This window comes from Pseudomonas sp. NPDC090752 (assembly GCF_055584805.1).
Genome location: NZ_JBVJLI010000006.1, coordinates 55,554 through 76,511 on the forward strand (window position 1 = coordinate 55,554; position 20,958 = coordinate 76,511).

Sequence of the window (20,958 nt, forward strand, 5' to 3'; positions counted from 1 at the left end):
GATAAGTATTATCATGAGCGCACTATTACCCTCTGGACCAGAGAACCGCTGCATGACCTCCACTCGCCAAGACGCCGTCGCAGACCTCTACCTGCAGCACCACAGCTGGGTAGTGACACTGTTGCGGCGCAGGCTCGGCAATCGCGAGCAGGCGCTGGACCTGGCCCAGGACACTTTCGTGCGCCTGCTGCGCAGCGAGCTGCCAGCGCCGCTGCGCGAGCCACGGGCTTACCTGAGTACCATCGCCGGGCGGCTGTGCCTGCAGCATTTTCGCCGTCAGGCGCTGGAGCGCGCCTACCTGGACAGCCTGGCCGCGCTGGCGCCACAGCATCAACCTTCGGAAGAAACCCGCCTGCTGGTGCTCGAAGCGCTGGACGCTGTAGGGCAGGTGCTCGATGGCCTGGGCGGTCGCGTGCGTGAAGTCTTCCTGTTGTCGCAGCTCGATGGCCTGACCTACGCACAGATCGGTGAGCACCTGGGGCTCACCGTCAATGTGGTGCAAAAAGCCATGCTCAAGGCTTTCCGGCATTGCTATGCCGAGGTCTACGGCGAATGAAAACTCAGGCGGCGAACGACCAGCGGCTGGACCCGGCGGTGGTGGAGCAGGCCATGGTGTGGATGGTGCGCCTGCAATCGGGCGCCAGTAGTGAAGCCGAGCACATCGCCTGCCGGCGCTGGCGGCTGCAAAGCGCGGCCCATGAGCTGGCGTGGCAGCGCCTCAGTGGTCTGGGGGAGGGATTGCGCGATGGCACGCGCGGCTTGTCCGCCCAGGGCGTACGCAACCTGTTGCGGGCACGCTCGGCGGTTTCGCGCAGGGCCGTGCTCGGTGGGTTGGTTGGGGCCGGCGTGTTGGTCGCCAGTGGTTATGGCGTTAACCAGCGCCGCGTACTGCCGAGCTTCTTCAGTGATTACGCAACGTCCACGGGGGAGCGCCGTAGTTGGCGCCTTGATGGCGCGATTGCCTTGCAGCTCGATACCGGCAGTGCAATGGACAGCGATATTGCCGCAGGGGCACAGGTGCTGACCCTTAACCGAGGCCGGGTGTTGCTCGAGGTGGGGCAGGGAGCAAGTGCCAGCATGCGCACCGGGCAAACCTGGGTCAGGCCGGCACAATCATCACGCCTGGTGGTTTATCAGCAAGCGTCCGCCACGCTGGTGCAATTGCTTGAAGGCACCGCACTGGTCGGTTACGGGCAAGGTGGGCAGACAGAACTGGCTGCAGGCTGGCAACAGCGTTTCAGCGCAGAAGGAGCGGGGCCGTTGGCAGCGCTTTCGACCGGCGCGGCAGCGTGGACCAGAGGTCAATTGATTGCCGAACGCATGCCGCTGGGCCAAGTGCTGGCCGAGCTCGATCGCTATCGGCCTGGGGTTTTGCGCTGCGATCCAAGCATCGTGGCACTTCAAGTCAGCGGCTCGTTCTCCGTCGATCAGCCGGAAGCGAGCTTGAATTTGCTTGCTGAAGTGTTGCCCGTGCGGGTGCAGCGAGTACTCGGTTATTGGGCCTCGGTAACACCTGCCTGATTATTTTTCACGCAGACCGGCAGGTTTTCCATTCTCACGCATCAAGACAGGGGAAAGCGCCAAATCAGGCGCGCGTTAGCCACCCCTGTCTGCCAAGGATTGTCTCGATGCATTGTCGCTTTACTCCCCGTGCCATCGCTGTATTCGGCCTCGCCGTGGCCGCGTTCCAGTTGCCTGTTCAGGCTGCAACCTTCGACATCGACCCGGGCAGCCTCGACCGCGTGCTGGGGCAGTTTGGCCAGCAGGCCGGCGTGATGGTGGCGGTGGATTCGCAGGGTTCCAGAAACGTGCAAAGCCCTGGGCTACAGGGCCAGTACTCAGTCGAGCAAGGGCTCGCCGCGCTGCTTGCGGGGACCGGTCTGCAATCGGTGGTGGTTGGCACAGGCCGATACCGGTTGATCCCCAAGTCGCCAGAAACGGGTGCGATGGAGCTGGGCGCCACCAGTGTCAATGCCTCAGGTTTAGGCGCCACCACCGAAGGCACAGGGGCCTACACCACAGGGGTAACCAGCACCGCGACCAAGATGAACCTGTCGATCCGCGAAACGCCCCAGAGCATCAGCGTCATCACCCGCCAGTTCATGGATGACCAGCAACTTACCAGCATGTCCGATGTGCTCAAGCACACGCCGGGTATCACCATGTCCCAGGACGGCGGTGAGCGCTTCAATATCTACTCGCGCGGCAGCGCGCTGAACACCTACCAGTTCGACGGCGTCACCACCTACCAGGAGAACCAGACCCGCACCATGCCCAGCACCCTGCTGGACATGGCGATCTACGACCGCGTAGAGGTGGTGCGCGGCGCCACCGGCCTGATGACCGGCGCCGGCGACCCCAGCGGTGTCGTCAACGTGGTGCGCAAGCGCCCGACCCATAGCTTTCAGTCCTACATCCAGGGTGGTGTCGGCTCATGGAACTACCAGCGCCTGGAAGCAGATGTGTCCGGCCCGCTGACCCCAAGCGGCAATCTGCGCGGACGCCTGGTGGCGGCCAAGCAGACCAACCATACCTTCATGGACTGGTACCAGCAGGATCGTGACATCGCCTACGGCGCGCTCGAAGCCGACCTCTCCGAAAGCACCGTGCTGCGCCTGAGCATCGATCACCAACGCTACCGGCCGACCGGCGCCCAGGGTGTACCGCTGCTCTACAACAACGGCCAGCAAACCGACTTTTCCCGCTCGACCAGCTCCGGTGCACGCTGGAACGAAGACCGTTTCGAAACCACCAACTACAATCTCGGCCTGGAGCAGCAGTTGGCTGGCGACTGGCAATTCAAGGTGGCCACCACCTACATGGACGTCGACCGCGACACGCGCACTGGCTCTTACTCCAGCCCGTCCGGCAACTCCAACCTGACCCCGCAGGGCATCGCCACCATTGGCCAAAGCGCTTCCTGGGCCACTCAGCGACAGAAAGCCATCGATGCCACGCTCCAGGGGCCGTTCGATTTGTTCGGGCAAACCCACGAACTGATCCTGGGTGCCAACTACCTCGACTACGTCAACCATCATCACGCGGTTGGAGGCCAGGCAGTAACTGTCGATTTCAATAGTTGGGACAATGAGCTGCCCAAGCCTGACATCGACAGTTTCACCCCTAACCTCGACTACGACGTCGACACCCAGCAGAGCGGCTACTTCGTTGCCGGGCGCTTCAACTTCAGCGATGATCTGCACCTGATCCTCGGTGCCCGTGCCAGCAACTACCGTTACCACTATTACCTGCGCAGCCTGCCCAGCGGCGCCCCCACCGACTACCGCTTGACCGAGCGTGGCGTGGTGACACCCTATGCCGGGCTGGTCTACGACCTGAACCCCGAACAATCGGTCTACTTCAGCTACACCGATATCTTCAAGCCGCAATCGAGCCGCGACCGCGAGGGCAAGATGCTCGATCCGGTGGTGGGCAAGAACTATGAAATGGGTTGGAAAGGCGAATTCTACGAAGGCCGGCTCAATGCCAGCGTGGCCGCGTACCTGATCAAGCGCGACAACGTCGCCGAGCTGGATGGCGGCTTCACCGTGCCTGGCACAAACCCGGAAGAGAGCGCCTACCGCGCAGTGAGCGGCGCAGAAACCAAGGGTATCGACCTGGAGCTGGCAGGCGAGCTAAGCCCCGGCTGGAATCTGCAGGGTGGTTACAGCCATTCACGCACCGAAGATGCCGAAGGTGAACGGCTGACCACGCAACTGCCGCTAGACACCTTCCGCCTATGGACGACCTATCAGCTGCCGGGTGAATGGCAGCGCCTGACCCTGGGCGGCGGCGTCGACTGGAATTCCAGCAATTCGCTGTACTTCAGCCGATACAACAGCCGCGTGGGCCAGGATGACTACAGCGTGGTCAACCTGATGGCCCGTTACCGGTTCAACGATCACCTGTCGACCACGCTCAACCTCAACAACCTGTTCGACGAGAAGTACTACGCCGGTTTCGCCGGCAGCTATGCGCACTACGGCGCGCCGCGTAACCTGATGATGAATGTGCGTTACGACTTCTGATTCAGCGCGTCCAGGATGCAGCCCGAAATCTGAGCGTCCTGGACAGCTACACCAGTCAAGTCGACCAGGGTGATCTGCTCGTCGTTGTCCCGACCGGGTACGCGGCCTTCAAGCAGGGCACCCAGTTCAGCCAATTGCTGCGCGCCGATCAGGCCAGTTTTCAGCGCATGGGAGACTTCGCCGTACTGACTGCATTGGTTGAACGCGTCGACGATGATGCGATCAGCCCGCGCGACCAGTGCCGGGTCGAGCTCTTGCTTGCCCGCTGCATCGGCGCCAACCGCGGTGATATGGGTACCCGGTTGCACCCATTCGCTGAGTAACAGCGGATCACGCGATGGCGTTGCGCAGACGATCAGGTTTGCATGGCGCGCAACCACCTCAGGATTGAGCGTGGCCTCAACTTCATAGCCGAGGTCGCTGGCAAACGCTTTGTATGCTGTAAGCTGGGGAACACCGCGCCCCCAGACGACCACCTTGCGGCATGGGCTGACAGCAGCCAGCTGCTCCAACTGCATCCGCGCCTGCGTGCCGGTGCCCAGAACCCCGATGGCTTTGACGTTCACAGGCGCCAGCAGGCGGGCAGCAATGCGCCCGGCCAGCGCGGTGCGGATACACGTCAGCCAGCCTTCATCCTGAAGCAAGGCGATGGGTTGCCCAGTGGTCGCCGATACCACCATCATCAGGCCGTCGTTGCTAGGCAGGCCTTTGCTGGGATTGTCGTAGAAGCCGGTCGATATCTTTACCGTGAAGGTATCACTGCCATCGACATGTGCAGACTTGATGCAGCAGTCGCCGTTGGCCTGGGGGAATGTGAACGCTTGAGTCGGTGGAACCTGGACATTGCCTTTGGAGAAAGCAATGAAACCTTCCTCAAGACGTCGTACCGCGAGGTCAATGTCGAGCCGAGCAATGATCTGCTCTTTATTCAAAATTTTCACTTGACCGCCTCAAGGAATTTTTCGAGCACGATGTTGCGCCCGCAAATGACCACTGCAACGCGTTTGCCACGGTAGTCATCAGCCAACTTCTTCATACCGGCTACCGCGACACCCGCCGCGCCCTCGATGATCCAGCGCTCACCGCTGGCGACATCGCGCATCGCGGCCTTGATCTCTGCTTCGCTGACCAGCACGGTGCGGGCCAGCAGCGCCTGGCAGAGCGGGAAGGTGATGCAGCCGGGTTCGACCACGCCGGCCGTGCCATCGGAGATCGTGTCGTCTTCTTCCATCTCGATGATCTCCCCGGCTTCCAGCGAGCGCTGCAACGTTGGGGCGTTAGCTGGCCAACAGCCGATGATCTCGATGCCCGGGTTTTGCGCACGCAATGCCGCGCCGATGCCCGAAATCATGCCACCGCCTCCTACTGCGACAAACACCGCGTCCAGGTCCGGGGCTTGCTCGAAGAGCTCCATGCCGATGGTGCCCTGGCCGGCGATGACTTCTGGGTCGTTGTAGGGCGAGACAAAGGGTTTGCCCTGGATCGCAGCTTGCCGTGCGGCTTCCAGCTCCACGCCCAGCGGGTCCAGGTCGAGGCTGATCACTTCGGCACCCAGTGCGCGAATAGCACCGAGCTTGTAGGCCGACGCCGACGTGGTCGTGTAAACGGTGACCGGCACCCCCGTTACCTGACCGGCAAGCGCGAGCGCTTGGCCATGATTGCCGGAAGAGGCCGTGATGACGCCCAGCTTGCGCTGTTGAGCTGGCAACAGGCGAATCTTGTTGCTGGCACCTCGAAACTTGAACGAGCCCGTGTCTTGCAGGTGCTCGCATTTCAGATACACGCTGCATCCGGTTATCGCCGAGAGCCCAGCGCTGTAAGTGAGCGGGGTGACACTCACCTGGGGACGCAGTTTCTGATGTGCTTCGGTGATCGCTTGATACAGGGAAGATAGCAATTGGGCATCGACAACCATGGCAATTGAAGTCCGTTCGTGGATTTGTGATCCACAATAGACTCAAAGTCTCTCACGAGCAAGGTGTGGACGGGCCGCGAAGTTCCTTCAAGTATTTGTAAACCGTCGCACGCCCCATGCTCAGCACATTGGCCACATAGTCGGCTCCGCTGCGGCCCTCGAAGGCACCTTCGGCATGCAGTGCCTCCACCAGGGCGCGTTTCTCTTTCATGCTCAGGGTGCGCAGCGACAGACTGCGTTCCTTGAGCCAGGCGTGGAGAAAGGTGTTGATGCGTTCCTGCCAGTCATCCTTGAACAACGCATCGGGCTGCGGCAGCAGGCGGCTGATTTGGAAGAACGCATCCAACGCTTCGCGCGCCTGTTCCAGCACCGAGAAATTCAAGTTGATGCACAACAGGTGCTCGGCCTCACCGCGCGGGTTGTACAGAACAGTGGTCATTGAACGGATCTTCTGACCGTCCCAATTGAGCTTCTCGTAAGGGCCGAGCTTGGCGGCATTGCGCAAATCGCCTAGCTCCAGGTCAAGGGCCGAGTCGTCGCCGATCTTGCGCTTGGAAAAATTGTTGGCGATGTGGATCACGGTCTGGCTCTGCACCTCGTGAACGATGACTTCAGCGTGAGGGAAGAGCAGCAGCGCAATGCTGTCGGCGATTGCCTTGTAATTTTCGATGTTCATGTTTAGCCAGGTTTGGGAAGGGCTTGGAGGCACAGGTAGCCATTTTGTCCATGGTGGACTCAACCGCTGCTCGACTTCAAGGCGACTGCAATGTCGCTTCAGTGCCTTTCGTACTGCCCCGCCTATTAGAGCTCCCTTGGAAGCGACTTTCTAAGCCATCTCATGCGATAAGCCGTGATTATTACACCTTAGAAACAACTTGTAGCGGCCCTTGGAAACAGCCACAATCCACACGTAATTACATGGTACGTAACACAATACGAAATCGTAGGAGCAAACATGGCCCGGGGCGGTATCAACAAGGCGGTAGTGCAGCAGGCAAGGCAGGTGCTGATCGCCCGCGGCGAGTACCCCAGCATTGACGCGGTACGTATTGAACTGGGCAACACTGGCTCAAAAACCACCATTCATCGCTATCTCAAAGAGCTTGAGGAGCAGAAACCCGCAGCACTGCAGGGCACGCCTGCGCTTAGCGATACACTGACGAAGCTTGTGGTGCAGCTGGCCGAGCAGCTCCAGCAAGAGGCGGATACTTGCGTAGAGCGGGCCGAAGCCGCGCTCAACGAACAGCGCGAACAGCTTCAGGCGCAACTGCAAGTGGCGCAGCAGGCACTGGCCGCTGCACACCAGCAACAGCAGATACAGGCCGCCGCACTGGCCGCTGAGTCAGAACGCCTGCACGCTACGCAAAGCACGCTGCAGGCCGAGCAACTGCGCGGCGCCAGCTTGAACCAGTCCCTTGGGGAGCTGCAGGTGCGGCTGACGGACAAGGACGAGCAGGTGCGTTCGCTGGAAGAGAAGCATCGCCACGCGCGCGATGCCTTGGAGCACTACCGCAGCGCCAGCCGTGAACAGCGCGAACAGGACCAGCGTCGCCATGAAGCCCAGGTCCAACAGCTACAGGTCGAGTTGCGTCAGCTGCAGCAAGGGATGATCGTCAAGCAGGATGAACTGACCCGCCTGCATCGAGATAACGAGCGCCTGCTCGGCGAGCATCGCCAGGCCAGTAGCGAACGCAAGGCACTGGATGAATTACTGGAGCAGCGCGATACGCAGATTCAGGGCCTGCGCACGATCCTTGCGCAAGCACAGGGGGCCAGCGACGAAATGCGCCGGCAGTTGCAAGCGCAAGGTCAAACACTGGAGGACAAGCGCGCACTGTGTCTGGAGCAGGGCAGACAGCTGCAGTTTGTTGAAGATCAGTTGCTCAAGCGCGATGAAGCCATCAAGGCTTATCAGGCAAGGGACGACCTGAGAGTCCCATGACCAAAATCACCTCACGCTCCCGCAGAGGCGCCTGCGGGAGCGTTGCCGTGCTTAGCTTTCCACCTGCTTTGCAGCCTCGACACCGGATGCAGACAGCTTGATAGGGTAACTGACGCTCAATGGCTGATCACCCTCAACCGTCACGCTGCCATCCTGTATCAAGCCGTGTGCCTGCAAGGTAACCAGCACATCAGCGACAGCTTTTTCCCCGCGATAGTTGTCCAGTACTTCCTTGCCCAACCCGTGGGGGTGTGCATGCAAGAGCCTGGTGAGAATTTCGCTACGCAATGTATCGTCTGTCATGAGTTGCCTCCGGCTACTGGCCATGCTTGGTCTGAAGTGCCTTGGCCTGCTCCAGGTGATGTTGCAAAGTAGGCAGGGTTTCGCTGGCGAAAGCCTTCAGCTCTGGCTTGTCGGACGAAGCAGCCTCTTTCTTGAACAGTTCGACGGCTTTTTCGTGGGCAGCGACCTGGTTGTTGACATAGGATTTATCGAACGACTCTTCACGCCATTCGAGGATCATCTTTTTGACCTTGTCGGTCAGCGCCGCTTCATCCGGCACGCTGATGTCCAGTTTGCGGGCGATGTCGCCAAGTTTCTGGTTGGCTTTGGTGTGGTCAGTCACCATTTGCTGAGCGAAAGTCTTGATCTCTGCGTTCTGGCTTTTTTCCAGCGCCAGGTTGCCGGTGACCACTTCCGCTATCCCGGCCTCCGTAGCTGCATCGACGAAGTCATCGGAGGATGCGGCCATTGCCTGCAGCGATGCCATGCCAAGTATCAGCGACAAACCTGCACGCTTGATGAACAGATTGCTCATGTCTCACTCCTTGCTATCGGTGGCGCGACCTCAGTGTCGCGTACGGTTGAGCCGTGTCCGTGGTAATAGGTTTAATTTTTTTGCAGGGAGGCCGACCACCGCGCCAATGGTTTGAACGATGCCCGGCGCGGACGCTCACACATTCAAAGGTTGCCGCAATGGAGCAGAGGATGAGCATTGAACGCAGCATTCCCGAGCTTGAAGCCTGGTATGCGCAGTACGACGATGACAGCTATCGTCGGGAGTCGCCGGATGCTTACCACCACGAACTGGTGCGCACGGCCGAAGCGCTGCGCGATGATGGCGCCATCGACTGGGATGACTGGCTGGCACTGAAGGCCTTGGCCGATGAAGCCCACGTCGGTGCGCTGCACACGGCGGTACAGGCCCATGTGGAAGACCCGGACGCATGAAGGCATTGCGCATCGCCACCTTCAACATCAATGGCATCCGTAGCCGCTTGCCTGGCCTGTTGGCTTGGCTAGAAAGGGAAAAGCCCGATATAGCCTGCCTGCAGGAACTCAAGGCGGCCGACGCGCAGTTCCCTGGCGAAGCCATTGAGGCTGCAGGATACGGCTACCTGCATCACGGACAGCCATCCTGGAACGGGGTGGCAATCCTGGCGCGTGACAGCCAGCCGCTGGAAGTGTGCCGGGGACTGCCGGGCATGGAGGATGACAGCCAGAGCCGCTATCTGGAGGCCGCAGTCCATGGCGTGCTGGTCGGCTGCCTTTACCTGCCGAACGGCAACCCGCAACCCGGGCCAAAATTCGACTACAAGCTGCGTTGGTTCGAATGTTTGAACGCCCATGCGCGTGAACTGCTAAGCAATGGCCATCCCACGGTGCTGGCGGGCGACTTCAACGTAGTGCCCACCGATTTCGACATTTATGACACCAAGTCCTGGCGCAAGGATGCCTTGCTGCAACCCGAGTCACGGCTCTGCTTCCAAGACCTGCTCGGCCAAGGGTGGATCGACTCCATTCGCCACCTCTATCCCGAAGCGCGCATCTACACGTTCTGGGATTATTTTCGTAACCACTGGGCCCGTAACGCCGGCCTGCGTATCGATCACCTACTGCTCAACCCAGCACTTGCCCCCTACCTCAAGTCCGGCGGCGTAGACGCCTGGGTACGGAACGAAGCCAAGGCCAGCGATCACGCGCCTACCTGGATCGAACTGGCTACGCGCAAGCGGCGCTGAACTATAGTGAAAGGCGGCAAACGCTTGAGGGCAAGGATTTCCATGGGTGCGGCCAGGAAACAGGACGATGATGGGCTGTTCGCGGTCACCAGCGAGGGGCGGGCCTTGGCGTTGTTCCGCCTGGTGCTGACCTTCATGGCCGTGGTGATGCTGACCTTCGTGATGATCGAAGGCTGGCGCATCTGGCGCGACTATCGGCACGCTTTCAGCAACGCCGAGAACATGGTCAGCAACTTGGCCAGGGCGACTGCCCAGCATGCCGAAGACGCCATTCGCCAGGTAGACGCGATCACCGCTGCGCTGGCCGAGCGCCTGGAGGGGGATGGCTTTGAACAACTGAACCGGCCGCGGCTGCACGCCCTGTTGGCACAACAGAAAGTCATCATGCCGCAATTGCACGGGTTGTTCGTCTATGGGCCTGATGGCAGCTGGATCGTCACCGATCAAGCTGAGATCCCTGCGAACGCCAACAATGGTGACCGTGACTATTTCGTTTTCCACCGCACCCATACTGACCGGGCAGTGCGGATCGGCGCTGTGGTGCGCAGCCGTTCAACCGGGGACTTGATCATTCCCATCTCGCGCAGGCTGAACCATCCAGACGGCAGTTTCGCCGGCGTGTTGCTGGGGACCATCAAGGTCGATTGGTTCGTGCGTTACTACGGCGACTTCAAAATCGATGAACGCGGTGCGCTGGTGTTGGCCAAGCGTGACGGCACCATTCTGGTCCGCAGGCCATTCGTTGAGCAGGTAATAGGCCGCAGCCTGGCCAACAGCGAGATTTTCCGCAAACATTTGCCCTACGCCAGCGAAGGCCTGGCCGAGGCGGTGGCGGTCGTCGATGGCACGCCACGCTTGTATGGCTATCGTGCGTTGGCAAGCTATCCACTGGTGGTCGAGGCGGGGCTGTCAAGGGAGTCGATCATCGCGCCGTGGCGCCATGACATGATCAAGTCGGCCACCGTCATGCTGTTGCTGCTGGCGGGGTTGGGCGCATTCGGCTGGGTAGTGTTGCGTCAGCTGCGCGAGCGAATTGCCATCGAGCGGGCACTGCACCGGGCGCATCAGACGCTCAAGTCGCTGGCCCTGACCGACAGTCTGACCGGCCTGGGCAACCGCCGCAGGCTCGATGCGGTGTTCGAGGCCGAGATTCGACGTGCGCGGCGCCACGGCTATGCGCTGGCAGTGGTGATGCTCGACCTGGATTACTTCAAGCTCTACAACGACCGTTATGGCCACCCCGCAGGCGACCAATGCTTGCGCCGGTTTGCCGAGCTGTTGCAGCAGGCGCTGAAGCGTCCGGCGGACCTCGCGGTGCGTTATGGTGGCGAGGAATTCACTGTGTTGCTGCCCAATACCGATGTGCAGGGTGCGGTTCAGGTGGTCGAGGAAATACTGCAGCTGCTGCGCCGGCAGCTACTTGAGCACGCTACCAGCCCGCTGGGCCGTGTTTCCGCCAGCGCGGGGATCGCCGTGGGTCATCCCGCCATTGATTCAAGTAGCCAGGAGAGCTTGATGAGCGCAGCTGATGGGGCGCTCTACAAGGCCAAGCGGCAGGGCAGAGACAGTTACACCGTCGCTGGCGGGATGGCGATGAGCCTGGGCTAAGGCGGTTGTGTGGTTATGCAATCAGCAAATGCATTGCACATCTTCCCTGCAAGCCATGGGCGTTTTCCGTCGCCAAAATGCCGCGTAACCTAGGGCTTAGCGCGTCCTGTGCAATAACCGCGAACCCGTATCGCGCATAAAACGGCGCATTCCATGGCACGTTGGAGAAGGTTGTCAACGTCAGTTCGTGCATCCCAAGGCGTCGCGCCTCGCTGGCTGCCTGATCCAACAACTGCCGACCAATGCCTTGGCCCTGCGCCTCTCGCCGCACGGACAGTTCCTGCACGTGCATCACCTGTTCTTCCCTGCTTGCGCAAATAAAACCCAGCAAGTGCCCGTCAGTGCTTTCAGCTACCCAGCTACTGCCTGCGGCGATGAAGGAATGATGTTTAGTAGGGTCCAGCACTTCACCGCCGGCCAACCAAGCCAAGCCCGGTAACTGAGCGAACGCCTGCGCGGCCGAACGCTCGATGGCCGCCAGCCTGGGTACATCGTTGCGGCGAGTTGCGCGTATCAACATCGAGGGCTCCTTGAATGCACGCCATTATCAACCCGTGCGCTTGCAGCCGGTCAATGCCGCGTAGAAAAAATAGCCGGTACTCGGTACCCTTGCGCAACTCTTTGCCATCATCCGGACACGCTGCATGCTGCTCAATCTCTTCGTGCTGATCGGCACCTTGGTGGCCATGGAAGGGGTCGGCACGCTGGCGCACAAATACATCATGCATGGCTGGGGCTGGTGGCTTCACCGCTCGCACCACGAACCCCACCTGGGCATGCTCGAAACCAACGATCTGTACTTGGTGGCCCTTGGCCTGATAGCTGCTGCGCTGGTGGCGCTGGGCAAAGCTGGCCATACGCCGTTGCAGTGGGTTGGCGGCGGTGTCGCGGCTTATGGCGTGCTGTATGTGCTGGCCCACGACGGCTTTTTTCACCGGCACTGGCCGCGCAAGCCACGCCCCCTTAATCGCTACCTCAAACGCCTGCATCGCGCGCACCGACTGCACCATGCGATCAAGGGCCGCAAGGGCAGCGTTTCGTTCGGCTTCTTCTACGCACCACCGCTAAACGTGCTCAAGCGCCAACTACGTGCCCGCCGCCTCCAGCGCTAATACCTCAGTTGACCATTTTGCTTTCTGGCGCTACAGATGCCTGCCCCCGGCTGACCCACCAGCCAAACGCTGCCGCCGTGAAGAACATGATCAGGCTGTACAACGCTGCGGGCACGGCCATGGTCGCGTTGTTCAGCAATGAAGGGCTCAAGGCCAGGGCAATCGCCAGGGTGCCGTTGTGGATACCGATTTCCATGCCGATGGCGATGGCCTGGCGCTTGGGAATCCTCAACAGGCGCGGCACCCAGTAGCCGACCGCCAGGCTGATGACGTTGAACAGCAGCGCCGCCAGCCCCACCACTGGGGCGTACGCCACCACCGTCTGCCAGTCCTTGGCCAAGGCCAGCACGATGGTAAAGGCCAGGAACAGCGCAGCCACCAGCTTCATGGGCTTTTCCATGCGTGAGGCAAATCCAGGTGCCCAGTGTCGAATCAGCATGCCCAGGGCTACCGGCAGCAGGACAATGGCAAACACCTGCATGACCTTGGCGAATTGCAGCGGGATGGCCTGGCCAGATTCCATGAAAAACGCCAGCGACAGGTTCACCAGCAGCGGCATGGTCAGGATCGCGATCAGCGAGTTGACCGCCGTCAGGGTGATGTTCAACGCCACATCGCCGTGGGCCAGGTGGCTGAACAGGTTGGCGGTGGTGCCGCCTGGCGAGGCCGCCAACAGCATCAGGCCAACAGCCAACGCCGATTCCAGGCCAAAGCCATTGGCAATCAGGAAACACACCAGCGGCAGCAGCAGAATCTGGCACACCAGGCCAACCACCACGGGCTTGGGGTATTTCACCACACGAGCGAAGTCGGCCAAGGTCAACGAAAGACCCAGGCCGAGCATGATGATGCCCAGGGCCAAAGGGAGAAAGGCGGTCAGCAAGGGCGAGGCGGTCATTGGCGTTCACTCGGACGGGGGATCCAAGCAGTCTAAGGTCGGGCTTGAACGATAGCTAATTGCAATGCGCCAGTACTTGGTAACCTTTTGTTACCGCGGCAGCCATGTCGCGTTGCGGCTGAAGGCTGCGCGCAGTAGCATTCGCGCTTTTGCCAAGGATTCGCCTGTCATGCCGTTCCAGCAAGGTCTGCTTGCCACTCCGGTGCCGGCCCACGCCCGTCACCTGTTTTTCACCCTGCACGCGTCTGAGGCACTGCCAGCGGCACTGGATGCGTTGCTGCCACTGATAGATGGCCAGCATTTGATCGCCGGCATCGGCGCACCCCTGGTGAAGGCAATGGGCCGTGAAGTGCCGGGCCTGCGTGCCTTCCCGCAGCTGGACGCGGCGGTGGAGAACCCAAGCACCCAGCACGCGCTGTGGCTATGGCTGCGTGGTCACGAACGTGGCGACCTGCTGTTGCAGGCACAGGCGCTGGAAAACGCCCTGGCTCCCGCGCTACGCCTGGCCGACAGCGTCGACGGCTTTCTGCACCGCGGCGGCCATGACCTGACTGGCTACGAGGATGGCACTGAAAACCCGGTCGACCAGGACGCCGTCGAGGCGGCCATCGTTGCCCCGTCGCAGGCAGGTCTGGCGGGTTCCAGTTTTGCTGCTTTCCAACTGTGGAAGCACGACTTGGAATACTTCAAATCACTGCCGCAGGCGGATCAGGACAACATTATCGGTCGTCGCCTGAGCGATAACGAAGAGCTCGACGACGCCCCGGCATCAGCCCACGTCAAGCGCACCGCCCAGGAAAGCTTTGAGCCAGAGGCATTCATGGTGCGCCGCTCGGTGGCCTGGGCCGACAGCCGCGGGGCAGGTCTGGCATTCGTTGCCCTAGGCCACAGCTTTGACGCCTTCGAAGTGCAATTGCGGCGTATGAGTGGCCTTGAAGACGGCATTATCGATGGCCTGTACCGCTTCAGTCGCCCACTGACGGGGGGGTACTACTGGTGCCCACCGATGACCGAGACAGGTCTGGACCTTAGCCTGCTATTGCAAGCCTGATCACTAAACATCCAGATACAGAATCAGCGACCGGCGTACGGTAGAGCGGCTAGCCTTGAAAGTTTCCGACTTATGACGGGAGCCTTTCCATGTATGCACGTCGCGATGTCCTACGCGCCGGGGCGGCTTTGGGCCTGCTCGCCACCGCTCCCTGGCTGCGCGCTGCTCCCTCCAGTAGCCTGCTGACCCGCAAAGTACCGTCCACGGGCGAGGCTTTGCCGGTGATCGGCGCAGGCACTTCCGGCAGCTTCGAGGTCCAGGCCGGCTCGGCCGATTACCAGCAGCTCAAGCAGGTCCTCAAGGCCTTTTTTGACGGCGGTGGCAAGGTCATCGACACCTCGCCGAACTATGGCGGTGCCGACAGCATTCTTGGCCAGTTGCTAGAGGAGGGCGGCTGGCACCGGCGGTGCTTCATCGCCACCAAGATCGCCGCCGACAATCGCGCGGATGCCGAAGCGCAATGGGCCGGCACCCTTGCAAGCTTGCGAACCGACAAGGTCGATCTGTTGCAGATCCACAACCTGCGTGACTGGCAGACGCAGTTGCCCTACGCCCGCGAGCTCAAGCAACAGGGCAAGACCCGCTATGTCGGTATCACTCACTATTTGAACAGCGGTCAGGACGAAGTCGCGCGCATTGTGCGCAGCGAGCCTCTGGACTTCATCCAGATCAATTATTCAGTCAATGCACCCGACGCGGCGCGTGAACTGCTGCCCCTGTGCCAGGACAAAGGCGTAGCAGTGCTGATTAACCGCGCATTCGACGACGGGCGCCTGTTTGCCAAGGTCAAGGATCAGCCCCTGCCAGCCTGGGCAGCGGAAGCGGGGGTCGGCAGTTGGGCGCAACTGTTCCTGAAGTTCGCCATCAGCCACCCGGCCGTGACCACGGTGATTCCCGCCACCAGCCGCCCCGACCGCCAGCTGGACCAGCTCAAGGCCGGCCACGAACCGTTACTCTCGCACGCGCAGCAACAGGCGCTGATTCAGCAATTCTCCTAAGGCCATGTTCAACTGGCGCAGAGGACTGAACATCCAACCGGGAGAGGGCCCGGCCGTTATTGCTGGGCTGGCGCTGTTCTACCTGTTGTTCACCGGCTATTTCATGCTGCGACCGGTACGCGAAACCATGGGCGTGGCTGGCGGCGTCGAAAACCTGCAGTGGTTGTTTACCGGTACCTTCATCGCCACCCTGGCATGCCTGCCGTTGTTCGGCTGGCTGGCTTCAAAGGTGCGCCGGCGGCAGATCCTGCCCTGGACGTATGGTTTCTTCACCAGCAATTTGCTGTTGTTCGCTGTGCTATTTGCCCGCGAACCCGATGATTTGTGGAACGCGCGGGCTTTTTACATCTGGTTGTCGGTGTTCAACCTGCTGACCATATCCCTGGCCTGGAGCGTACTGACCGACCTGTTTTCCACCGAACAAGGCAAGCGCCTGTTCGGCCTGCTCGCGGCCGGGGCCAGCCTGGGCGGCCTGAGCGGTCCGATCCTCGGCACGCTGCTGGTCGCACCGCTCGGCCATGCCGGCCTGGTGGTGCTGGCCGGAGTGTTCCTGATGGGCAGCATCGCTGCAGCGGCTTATCTTCAGCGCTGGCGTGACCGCCATCCACTGCCGGCGCCCAATGATCATCCAGCCTCCAAACCCTTGGGCGGCAATCCATTCGCGGGCGCAACGGCCGTGATGCGTTCACCGTATCTGCTGGGGATCGCCTTGTTCGTAGTACTGCTCGCCAGCGTCAGTACCTTCCTGTACTTCGAGCAGGCGAGGATCGTCAGCGAGACCTTTACCGATCGTACTCGTCAGACCCAGGTGTTCGGCATCATCGACAGCGTGGTGCAAGGCCTGGCGATTCTCACCCAGGTGTTCATCACCGGCCGCCTGGCCAAACGAATGGGCGTTGGCGTGTTGCTGGTGGCGGTGCCGCTGATAATGGCGGCAGGTTTCGTGTGGCTGGCCTTGGCGCCAGTGTTTGCCGTGTTCGTGGTGGTGATGGTGGTGCGCCGCGCCGGCGAGTATGCCCTGGTGCGGCCGGGGCGGGAGATGCTGTTTACCGTGCTGCCAGCCGAAGACAAGTACAAAGCCAAGAACTTCATCGACACGGTGGTGTATCGCGGCGGCGATGCGCTAAGCGGATGGGTGAAGCGCGGGCTGGATGTGTTGGGGGAGCATCCGCAGCTGGCCATGTTCATCGGCGCAGCAATCGCTTTGGGCTGGGGGGTGACCGGCGCCTGGCTGGGACGGCGGCAGCGTCAGTTGGACAGTGAAAGCCCATCATCTGCTGGCGCACCAAATACTCCACCGCCGCTTATTTAATGCCACCGGTCCGAACCCATCGCAATAAAGCGAATCCTTCGATATTGCCGAACTCCGAGACTATGTACGGCGTTTGCGCCGTGCATCCCGAAGTCATATGAGGTTTCGCACCATGGACAAGAAAGATAAGGGCAGTGCCGGCAGCCAGGCAGGTCAAGGCAGCCAGGGCGGTTCGAAAAATCCTGGTAACTTCGCCAATGACCGCGAAAAGGCATCCGAAGCCGGACGCAAAGGGGGCCAACAGTCTGGTGGTGGCCACACCAACGACACCAGCCGCAAAGGCGGGCGTTCGTAAGTGACGCAGCGCAGTGTCGGGGCAACCTGGCACTGCGATTCACTCCCGCACGAGGACTTCCCATGCGTTTGCTTCCACTACTTGGATTACTCGGCAGCCTCACCCTTGTTGGTGGCTGCTTCGACCGCGACAGCGATCACCCGGCAAAGGATGCCGATCAGAGCAAGCCTTCGCTGCAGATGCAACAGAATACTGAGAAACCTGCACCACAACCTGCGCCAGGCCCGGAGCCTATGCCGCGCGAAGGCCAGAGCCAATAAGCAGACGAGGAGGGCGGTATGACGGTCTTGTCTCGAAACAGCTTACCCCTGACGCCGGCTTCGACCGCGCACGTTTCCCTCGCCAATCACTATGAATCACTGTTGAACGGCCACGCAAACGGCATTCATGACTGGCTGGCCGAACAACTCGCGCTGACACACTCTCTTCCTGACGACCTGCCAGAGCGCGTCGACCAGTTGCACGCGTGGAGCGCCCAACATGCCGCGCAGGTGGCCGCCGATCATGCCGAATACCTTGAACAGCGCCGCCAGGGCGCGCCCCGTCGTTTTTTTGCCAACCGCGCCCAGGCGTTGTGGTTCATTCAGCAGGTAGCGCCGACCAAGGCAGTAGACGGTGCTTGGCTTTTCGGCACTTTGCGCCACTGGCAAGACCCACGCTTCCACGGTCTGATTCGCACCTACATCGAGGAATTGGGCGAAGGCGACCCGCGCTGCAACCATGTGCTCATCTACCAGCGGTTGCTTAGCCGGCTGGGCTGTTTGGAACCCTTCGAACTGGACGACGAACGTTACCTGCAGGGGGCCCTGCAGTTGGCCTTGGGCATGTGCGCGGATGATTATCTGCCTGAAGTGATCGGCTATAACCTTGGCTATGAACAGCCGCCACTGCATCTGCTGATCACCACTCACGAGCTCGCTGAACTGGGCATCGATGGCTACTACTTCCAATTGCACGTGACGATCGACAACGCAGCCATCGGCCATGCCAACAAGGCCATTCATGCTGTCCAACAACTGTGCCCCCAGGGCAGCGCCGAGGCATTCTACCAACGGGTGCGGCACGGTTACCGGTTGAACGCTCTGGGCACTGACACGCCGACTCTGATCAGGCGCTTCGAGCTTGAATCGCAGATCATGGCGCTACTGGCGCGCAAACGTGTTTTCGGGCAGTTCATGCACGCCGACCGTTGCCGCCTGCAGCAACGCACGGTCAACCAGTGGCTGGCTGATCCTGATGCGCTGCCAGCCTTCTTGCAGGCCTTGCAGGCGCAGGGTTGGATCAAGCGCGGGCAAGATCCTGCCGACAGCCGCTGGTGGTCGCTCATCGACGGCCCCAATGCGCCCATGTTCGGCGTGTTCAATGCCTATGAAAAGCAACTCTGGCATGACTGGATCGCCGACGGCTGGCAAACACCCCAGCGGCGCGTGCCTCCGGGCACCTGGGAGGCTGAATTGATGCAGACCCGCGTGACCCCAGCGGACGACGCCAAGGCAGATATCGAGACCCTTCTGGCACGCATGGCGGGTAATCGCCATGCCCTGCCGGAGGGCCTGCAGGCGACGCGTGCGTATCTCAAGGCCACCGGCCTCGCCCAGGAGGGCCCGCACTGATGATGCTTACCCCGTATGAAGTACAGGCTGATGAGGCATTGCTGAAACTGGGGCAGCGCCTGCGTGCAGATGGCTACCGCTTCACCTGCGTGACGCCCGCTACCCATGCCCGCAACAATGCCAGGGAAGGTACTGAACAGGCGCGTAACCTGCGCGATGTGTTTGGCTGGAGCCGGCCGTTCGCCGCTTCGATGGTATCGGCCGATGAGCTGGAGCAGATGCGCACTGCGCAGGTGCTGTCCCAGCACGGCGACTTGTTGCTTAGCCGGGTACGCTGGTCCAGCCTCGATGACCTGCTCCTGGTGCATTCCGCTTATCCGACCGATGCCAACGACGCGGTATTCTTCGGCCCGGATAGCTACCGTTTCGCCCAGGTCATCCACGACCACTTGCAGCGCAACCCGCTGCCCGTCGAACACGCCGTGGACATCGGCTGCGGCAGCGGCATCGGCGCGCTGATCGTCGCTCGCGCGGCACAACACGCCCAGGTGACCGCGCTCGACATCAACCCTCTGGCCTTGCGTTACACCGCTATCAATGCGGCACTGGCCGGGGTAAGCAATGTGTCGATCCAGTCCAGCGACCTGCTGGACGGCATCAGCGGCACCTTCGATTTGATAGTGGCTAACCCACCTTACATGCTGGATGCCGGGCAGCGAACCTATCGCCACGGCGGTGGGAGTCTTGGCGCGCAGCTGTCAGTGCGCATCGTCGACCAAGCGTGCGAGCGTCTGGGCCCCGGCGGCACCTTGCTGTTGTACACCGGTGTGGCGATCGTTGAAGGTCGCGACCCATTGCTGGAAGCGGTTCGCCTGCGACTGGCCGGGCCGGAATGGGCGTGGGTGTATCGTGAAGTGGACCCCGACGTGTTTGGCGAACAGCTGCTTGAACCGGGGTACGAGCACGTCGAGCGCATCGCCGCAGTGGTTCTGTCAATCAACCGCTGCGCCTGACGCCATGTATCGCGCCTGCACGTTTGGAATCGAAGAAGAATACCTGCTGCTGGATCTGGCCAGCAGGCGGGTGCTGGCATCGCCCTCGAAAAGCCTCGCCGAGCGCTGTCATAAGGTCTTAGGCAAGCACTTCGCCGACGAAATGTTTCTCAGCCAGATCGAGCTGGTATCACCTATATTTGGCAATCTTTTGCAAGCGCGCAGGTTTATCCAGGATAGCCGTTCGCGGCTGATTGAAACGCTGGCCGAAGAGGGTGTGGGCCTGTACTGCGCAGCCAGCCATCCGAATGCACCGTGGCTGCGACAGCGGGCCAGACCAACAGCGCATTATCGGCAATTGTTCGAAGATTATCGGCATGTCGCTCGTCGCAGCTTGCTCAATGGGCTGCACGTACACGTCGGCGTGCCGCCGGGCCATGACCGCATGCAGTTGATCAATCGCGTACTGTACTGGCTGCCGTTGTTTCTCGCGCTGAGCACGTCATCGCCGTTATGGATGGGGCAAGTGACAGGCTACATGAGCTATCGCCGGGTGATTTGTGGGGAATGGCCACACATGGGGCTACCAGAGCCCTTGCAAGACTGGTCCGCTTACGAACGTTACCGGGCATTGCTGCAACGCACCGGCGCACTGGCCGCGGAGGGTGATTTCTGGTGGGCGATAAGGCCGTCACGGCGTTTCCCTACCGTGGAACTTCGCATCTGCGACGCTTGCCCTGACCTGGAGGACGGCCTGTGCCTGGCCGGCCTGTTTCGCCATCTGGTTGAGCACTGCCTGCAACCCGCTCGCCAGGTTGCCCCCGCCAGCCGTGAACTGCGCTGGGTGACCCAGGAAAACTACTGGCGCGCGCTGCGCTATGGGCGCCTGGCCGAATTCATCGGGGTTCATGAGCAGCAACCAGTTACCGCGCTTGGCTGGCTGGCGCAACTGCAAAGCTGCTACCCCATCCAGACCCTGGACGCCGAGTTTGCCTTTACCCGAGCTCAACGCATTCTGCGCGAAGGTAGCAGCGCCGATCTGCAACTGGCCTGTTTGAGGCAGGCGCGCGAAGACGGGGCGAGCAATACCCAAGCGTTGCACGCGGTAGTGGACCAGGTGCTGGCTCAAGCCCGTGGGCCATCAGGGTCGCAACCCACAACGCCAGCACTTGCATTACGCTAGGCTTTGCCGACAATGGCGGCGTCCATTGCAAGCCATTCGGAATGCCCGCC

General features: G+C 61.1%; 23 protein-coding genes. 16 read left to right on the plus strand and 7 right to left on the minus strand.

The genetic code is table 11. The features are described 5' to 3' along the window. Positions 1-52 precede the first annotated feature (52 nt). From ACZ6YA_RS10255 to ACZ6YA_RS10265, 3 genes are all read left to right on the plus strand, one after another. Positions 53-556, plus strand: coding sequence for a sigma-70 family RNA polymerase sigma factor (locus ACZ6YA_RS10255; RefSeq protein WP_465896978.1), 504 nt, complete (start codon positions 53-55; stop codon positions 554-556). Next, positions 553-1,521 (plus strand): DUF4880 domain-containing protein, encoded by a 969-nt coding sequence (locus ACZ6YA_RS10260; RefSeq protein WP_465896979.1) that lies wholly within the window; start codon positions 553-555, stop codon positions 1,519-1,521. The genes ACZ6YA_RS10255 and ACZ6YA_RS10260 overlap by 4 nt, the downstream gene beginning before the upstream one ends. A gap of 107 nt (positions 1,522-1,628) precedes the next feature. Beyond that, on the plus strand, positions 1,629-4,028 hold the full coding sequence (locus ACZ6YA_RS10265; RefSeq protein WP_465896981.1) for a TonB-dependent siderophore receptor: 2,400 nt from the start codon (positions 1,629-1,631) through the stop codon (positions 4,026-4,028). Here the strand turns inward: ACZ6YA_RS10265 and ACZ6YA_RS10270 are convergent. The 3 genes from ACZ6YA_RS10270 to ACZ6YA_RS10280 are packed head-to-tail and all read right to left on the minus strand — an operon-like array spanning position 4,016 to position 6,619. Then, positions 4,016-4,969, minus strand: coding sequence for an ornithine cyclodeaminase family protein (locus ACZ6YA_RS10270; RefSeq protein ID WP_465896982.1), 954 nt, complete (start codon positions 4,967-4,969; stop codon positions 4,016-4,018). The genes ACZ6YA_RS10265 and ACZ6YA_RS10270 overlap by 13 nt on opposite strands. After that, positions 4,966-5,943 (minus strand): threonine/serine dehydratase, encoded by a 978-nt coding sequence (locus ACZ6YA_RS10275; protein WP_465896983.1) that lies wholly within the window; start codon positions 5,941-5,943, stop codon positions 4,966-4,968. Before ACZ6YA_RS10275 ends, ACZ6YA_RS10270 begins: the two co-directional genes overlap by 4 nt. A gap of 52 nt (positions 5,944-5,995) precedes the next feature. After that, positions 5,996-6,619, minus strand: coding sequence for a helix-turn-helix transcriptional regulator (locus tag ACZ6YA_RS10280; protein ID WP_465896984.1), 624 nt, complete (start codon positions 6,617-6,619; stop codon positions 5,996-5,998). Positions 6,620-6,898: 279 nt separating this feature from the next. On the opposite strand from ACZ6YA_RS10280, the gene ACZ6YA_RS10285 reads away from it, so the two are divergent. After that, the gene (locus ACZ6YA_RS10285; protein WP_465896985.1) at positions 6,899-7,885 is read left to right on the plus strand and encodes a DNA-binding protein; all 987 of its coding nucleotides are present in this window, start codon (positions 6,899-6,901) and stop codon (positions 7,883-7,885) included. Positions 7,886-7,936: 51 nt separating this feature from the next. On the opposite strand, the gene ACZ6YA_RS10290 is transcribed toward ACZ6YA_RS10285, so the two are convergent. Continuing rightward, positions 7,937-8,188 carry a hypothetical protein gene (locus ACZ6YA_RS10290; RefSeq protein WP_465896987.1) on the minus strand — a complete coding sequence of 84 codons (252 nt, stop codon included), beginning with the start codon at positions 8,186-8,188 and terminating at the stop codon, positions 7,937-7,939. A 13-nt stretch (positions 8,189-8,201) separates the two neighbouring features. Beyond that, positions 8,202-8,702 carry a DUF4142 domain-containing protein gene (locus tag ACZ6YA_RS10295; RefSeq protein ID WP_465896988.1) on the minus strand — a complete coding sequence of 167 codons (501 nt, stop codon included), beginning with the start codon at positions 8,700-8,702 and terminating at the stop codon, positions 8,202-8,204. A 170-nt stretch (positions 8,703-8,872) separates the two neighbouring features. Here ACZ6YA_RS10295 and ACZ6YA_RS10300 point away from each other — a divergent pair, with 170 nt between their 5' ends. From ACZ6YA_RS10300 to ACZ6YA_RS10310, 3 genes are read left to right on the plus strand one after another with little or no spacing between them, the layout of a single operon-like run. Further along, the gene (locus ACZ6YA_RS10300) at positions 8,873-9,115 is read left to right on the plus strand and encodes a hypothetical protein (RefSeq protein ID WP_465896989.1); all 243 of its coding nucleotides are present in this window, start codon (positions 8,873-8,875) and stop codon (positions 9,113-9,115) included. After that, positions 9,112-9,906 carry an exodeoxyribonuclease III gene (gene xth, locus ACZ6YA_RS10305; protein ID WP_465896991.1) on the plus strand — a complete coding sequence of 265 codons (795 nt, stop codon included), beginning with the start codon at positions 9,112-9,114 and terminating at the stop codon, positions 9,904-9,906. Before ACZ6YA_RS10300 ends, xth begins: the two co-directional genes overlap by 4 nt. A 42-nt stretch (positions 9,907-9,948) precedes the next feature. Beyond that, on the plus strand, positions 9,949-11,514 hold the full coding sequence (locus tag ACZ6YA_RS10310; protein ID WP_465896992.1) for a sensor domain-containing diguanylate cyclase: 1,566 nt from the start codon (positions 9,949-9,951) through the stop codon (positions 11,512-11,514). A gap of 13 nt (positions 11,515-11,527) precedes the next feature. Here ACZ6YA_RS10310 and ACZ6YA_RS10315 read toward each other — a convergent pair whose 3' ends face one another. Then, on the minus strand, positions 11,528-12,034 hold the full coding sequence (locus tag ACZ6YA_RS10315) for a GNAT family N-acetyltransferase (RefSeq protein WP_465896993.1): 507 nt from the start codon (positions 12,032-12,034) through the stop codon (positions 11,528-11,530). A gap of 124 nt (positions 12,035-12,158) precedes the next feature. On the opposite strand from ACZ6YA_RS10315, the gene ACZ6YA_RS10320 reads away from it, so the two are divergent. After that, positions 12,159-12,626 carry a sterol desaturase family protein gene (locus ACZ6YA_RS10320; protein WP_465896995.1) on the plus strand — a complete coding sequence of 156 codons (468 nt, stop codon included), beginning with the start codon at positions 12,159-12,161 and terminating at the stop codon, positions 12,624-12,626. Between the two features lie 4 nt (positions 12,627-12,630). On the opposite strand, the gene ACZ6YA_RS10325 is transcribed toward ACZ6YA_RS10320, so the two are convergent. Next, positions 12,631-13,524: a bile acid:sodium symporter family protein gene (locus tag ACZ6YA_RS10325; RefSeq protein WP_465896996.1), complete on the minus strand. Its 894-nt coding sequence runs from the start codon at positions 13,522-13,524 to the stop codon at positions 12,631-12,633. 169 nt (positions 13,525-13,693) lie between these two features. Here ACZ6YA_RS10325 and ACZ6YA_RS10330 point away from each other — a divergent pair, with 169 nt between their 5' ends. From ACZ6YA_RS10330 to ACZ6YA_RS10365, 8 genes are all read left to right on the plus strand, one after another. After that, the gene (locus ACZ6YA_RS10330) at positions 13,694-14,575 is read left to right on the plus strand and encodes a Dyp-type peroxidase (RefSeq protein ID WP_465896997.1); all 882 of its coding nucleotides are present in this window, start codon (positions 13,694-13,696) and stop codon (positions 14,573-14,575) included. A gap of 89 nt (positions 14,576-14,664) precedes the next feature. After that, positions 14,665-15,573: an aldo/keto reductase gene (locus ACZ6YA_RS10335; RefSeq protein ID WP_465896998.1), complete on the plus strand. Its 909-nt coding sequence runs from the start codon at positions 14,665-14,667 to the stop codon at positions 15,571-15,573. A gap of 4 nt (positions 15,574-15,577) precedes the next feature. Then, entirely contained in the window at positions 15,578-16,885 is a 1,308-nt protein-coding gene (locus tag ACZ6YA_RS10340) for an NTP/NDP exchange transporter (RefSeq protein ID WP_465896999.1), read from the plus strand. Between the two features lie 112 nt (positions 16,886-16,997). Continuing rightward, on the plus strand, positions 16,998-17,180 hold the full coding sequence (locus ACZ6YA_RS10345; RefSeq protein WP_465897000.1) for a con-10 family general stress protein: 183 nt from the start codon (positions 16,998-17,000) through the stop codon (positions 17,178-17,180). Positions 17,181-17,242: 62 nt separating this feature from the next. Continuing rightward, positions 17,243-17,440, plus strand: coding sequence for a hypothetical protein (locus tag ACZ6YA_RS10350; protein WP_465897001.1), 198 nt, complete (start codon positions 17,243-17,245; stop codon positions 17,438-17,440). Between the two features lie 18 nt (positions 17,441-17,458). After that, entirely contained in the window at positions 17,459-18,793 is a 1,335-nt protein-coding gene (locus ACZ6YA_RS10355; protein WP_465897002.1) for an iron-containing redox enzyme family protein, read from the plus strand. Then, complete coding sequence (locus tag ACZ6YA_RS10360; RefSeq protein ID WP_465897003.1) at positions 18,793-19,746, plus strand: methyltransferase; 954 nt, start codon at positions 18,793-18,795, stop codon at positions 19,744-19,746. The genes ACZ6YA_RS10355 and ACZ6YA_RS10360 overlap by 1 nt, the downstream gene beginning before the upstream one ends. A gap of 4 nt (positions 19,747-19,750) precedes the next feature. Further along, positions 19,751-20,908, plus strand: coding sequence for a carboxylate-amine ligase (locus ACZ6YA_RS10365; RefSeq protein ID WP_465897004.1), 1,158 nt, complete (start codon positions 19,751-19,753; stop codon positions 20,906-20,908). Positions 20,909-20,958: the final 50 nt, after the last annotated feature.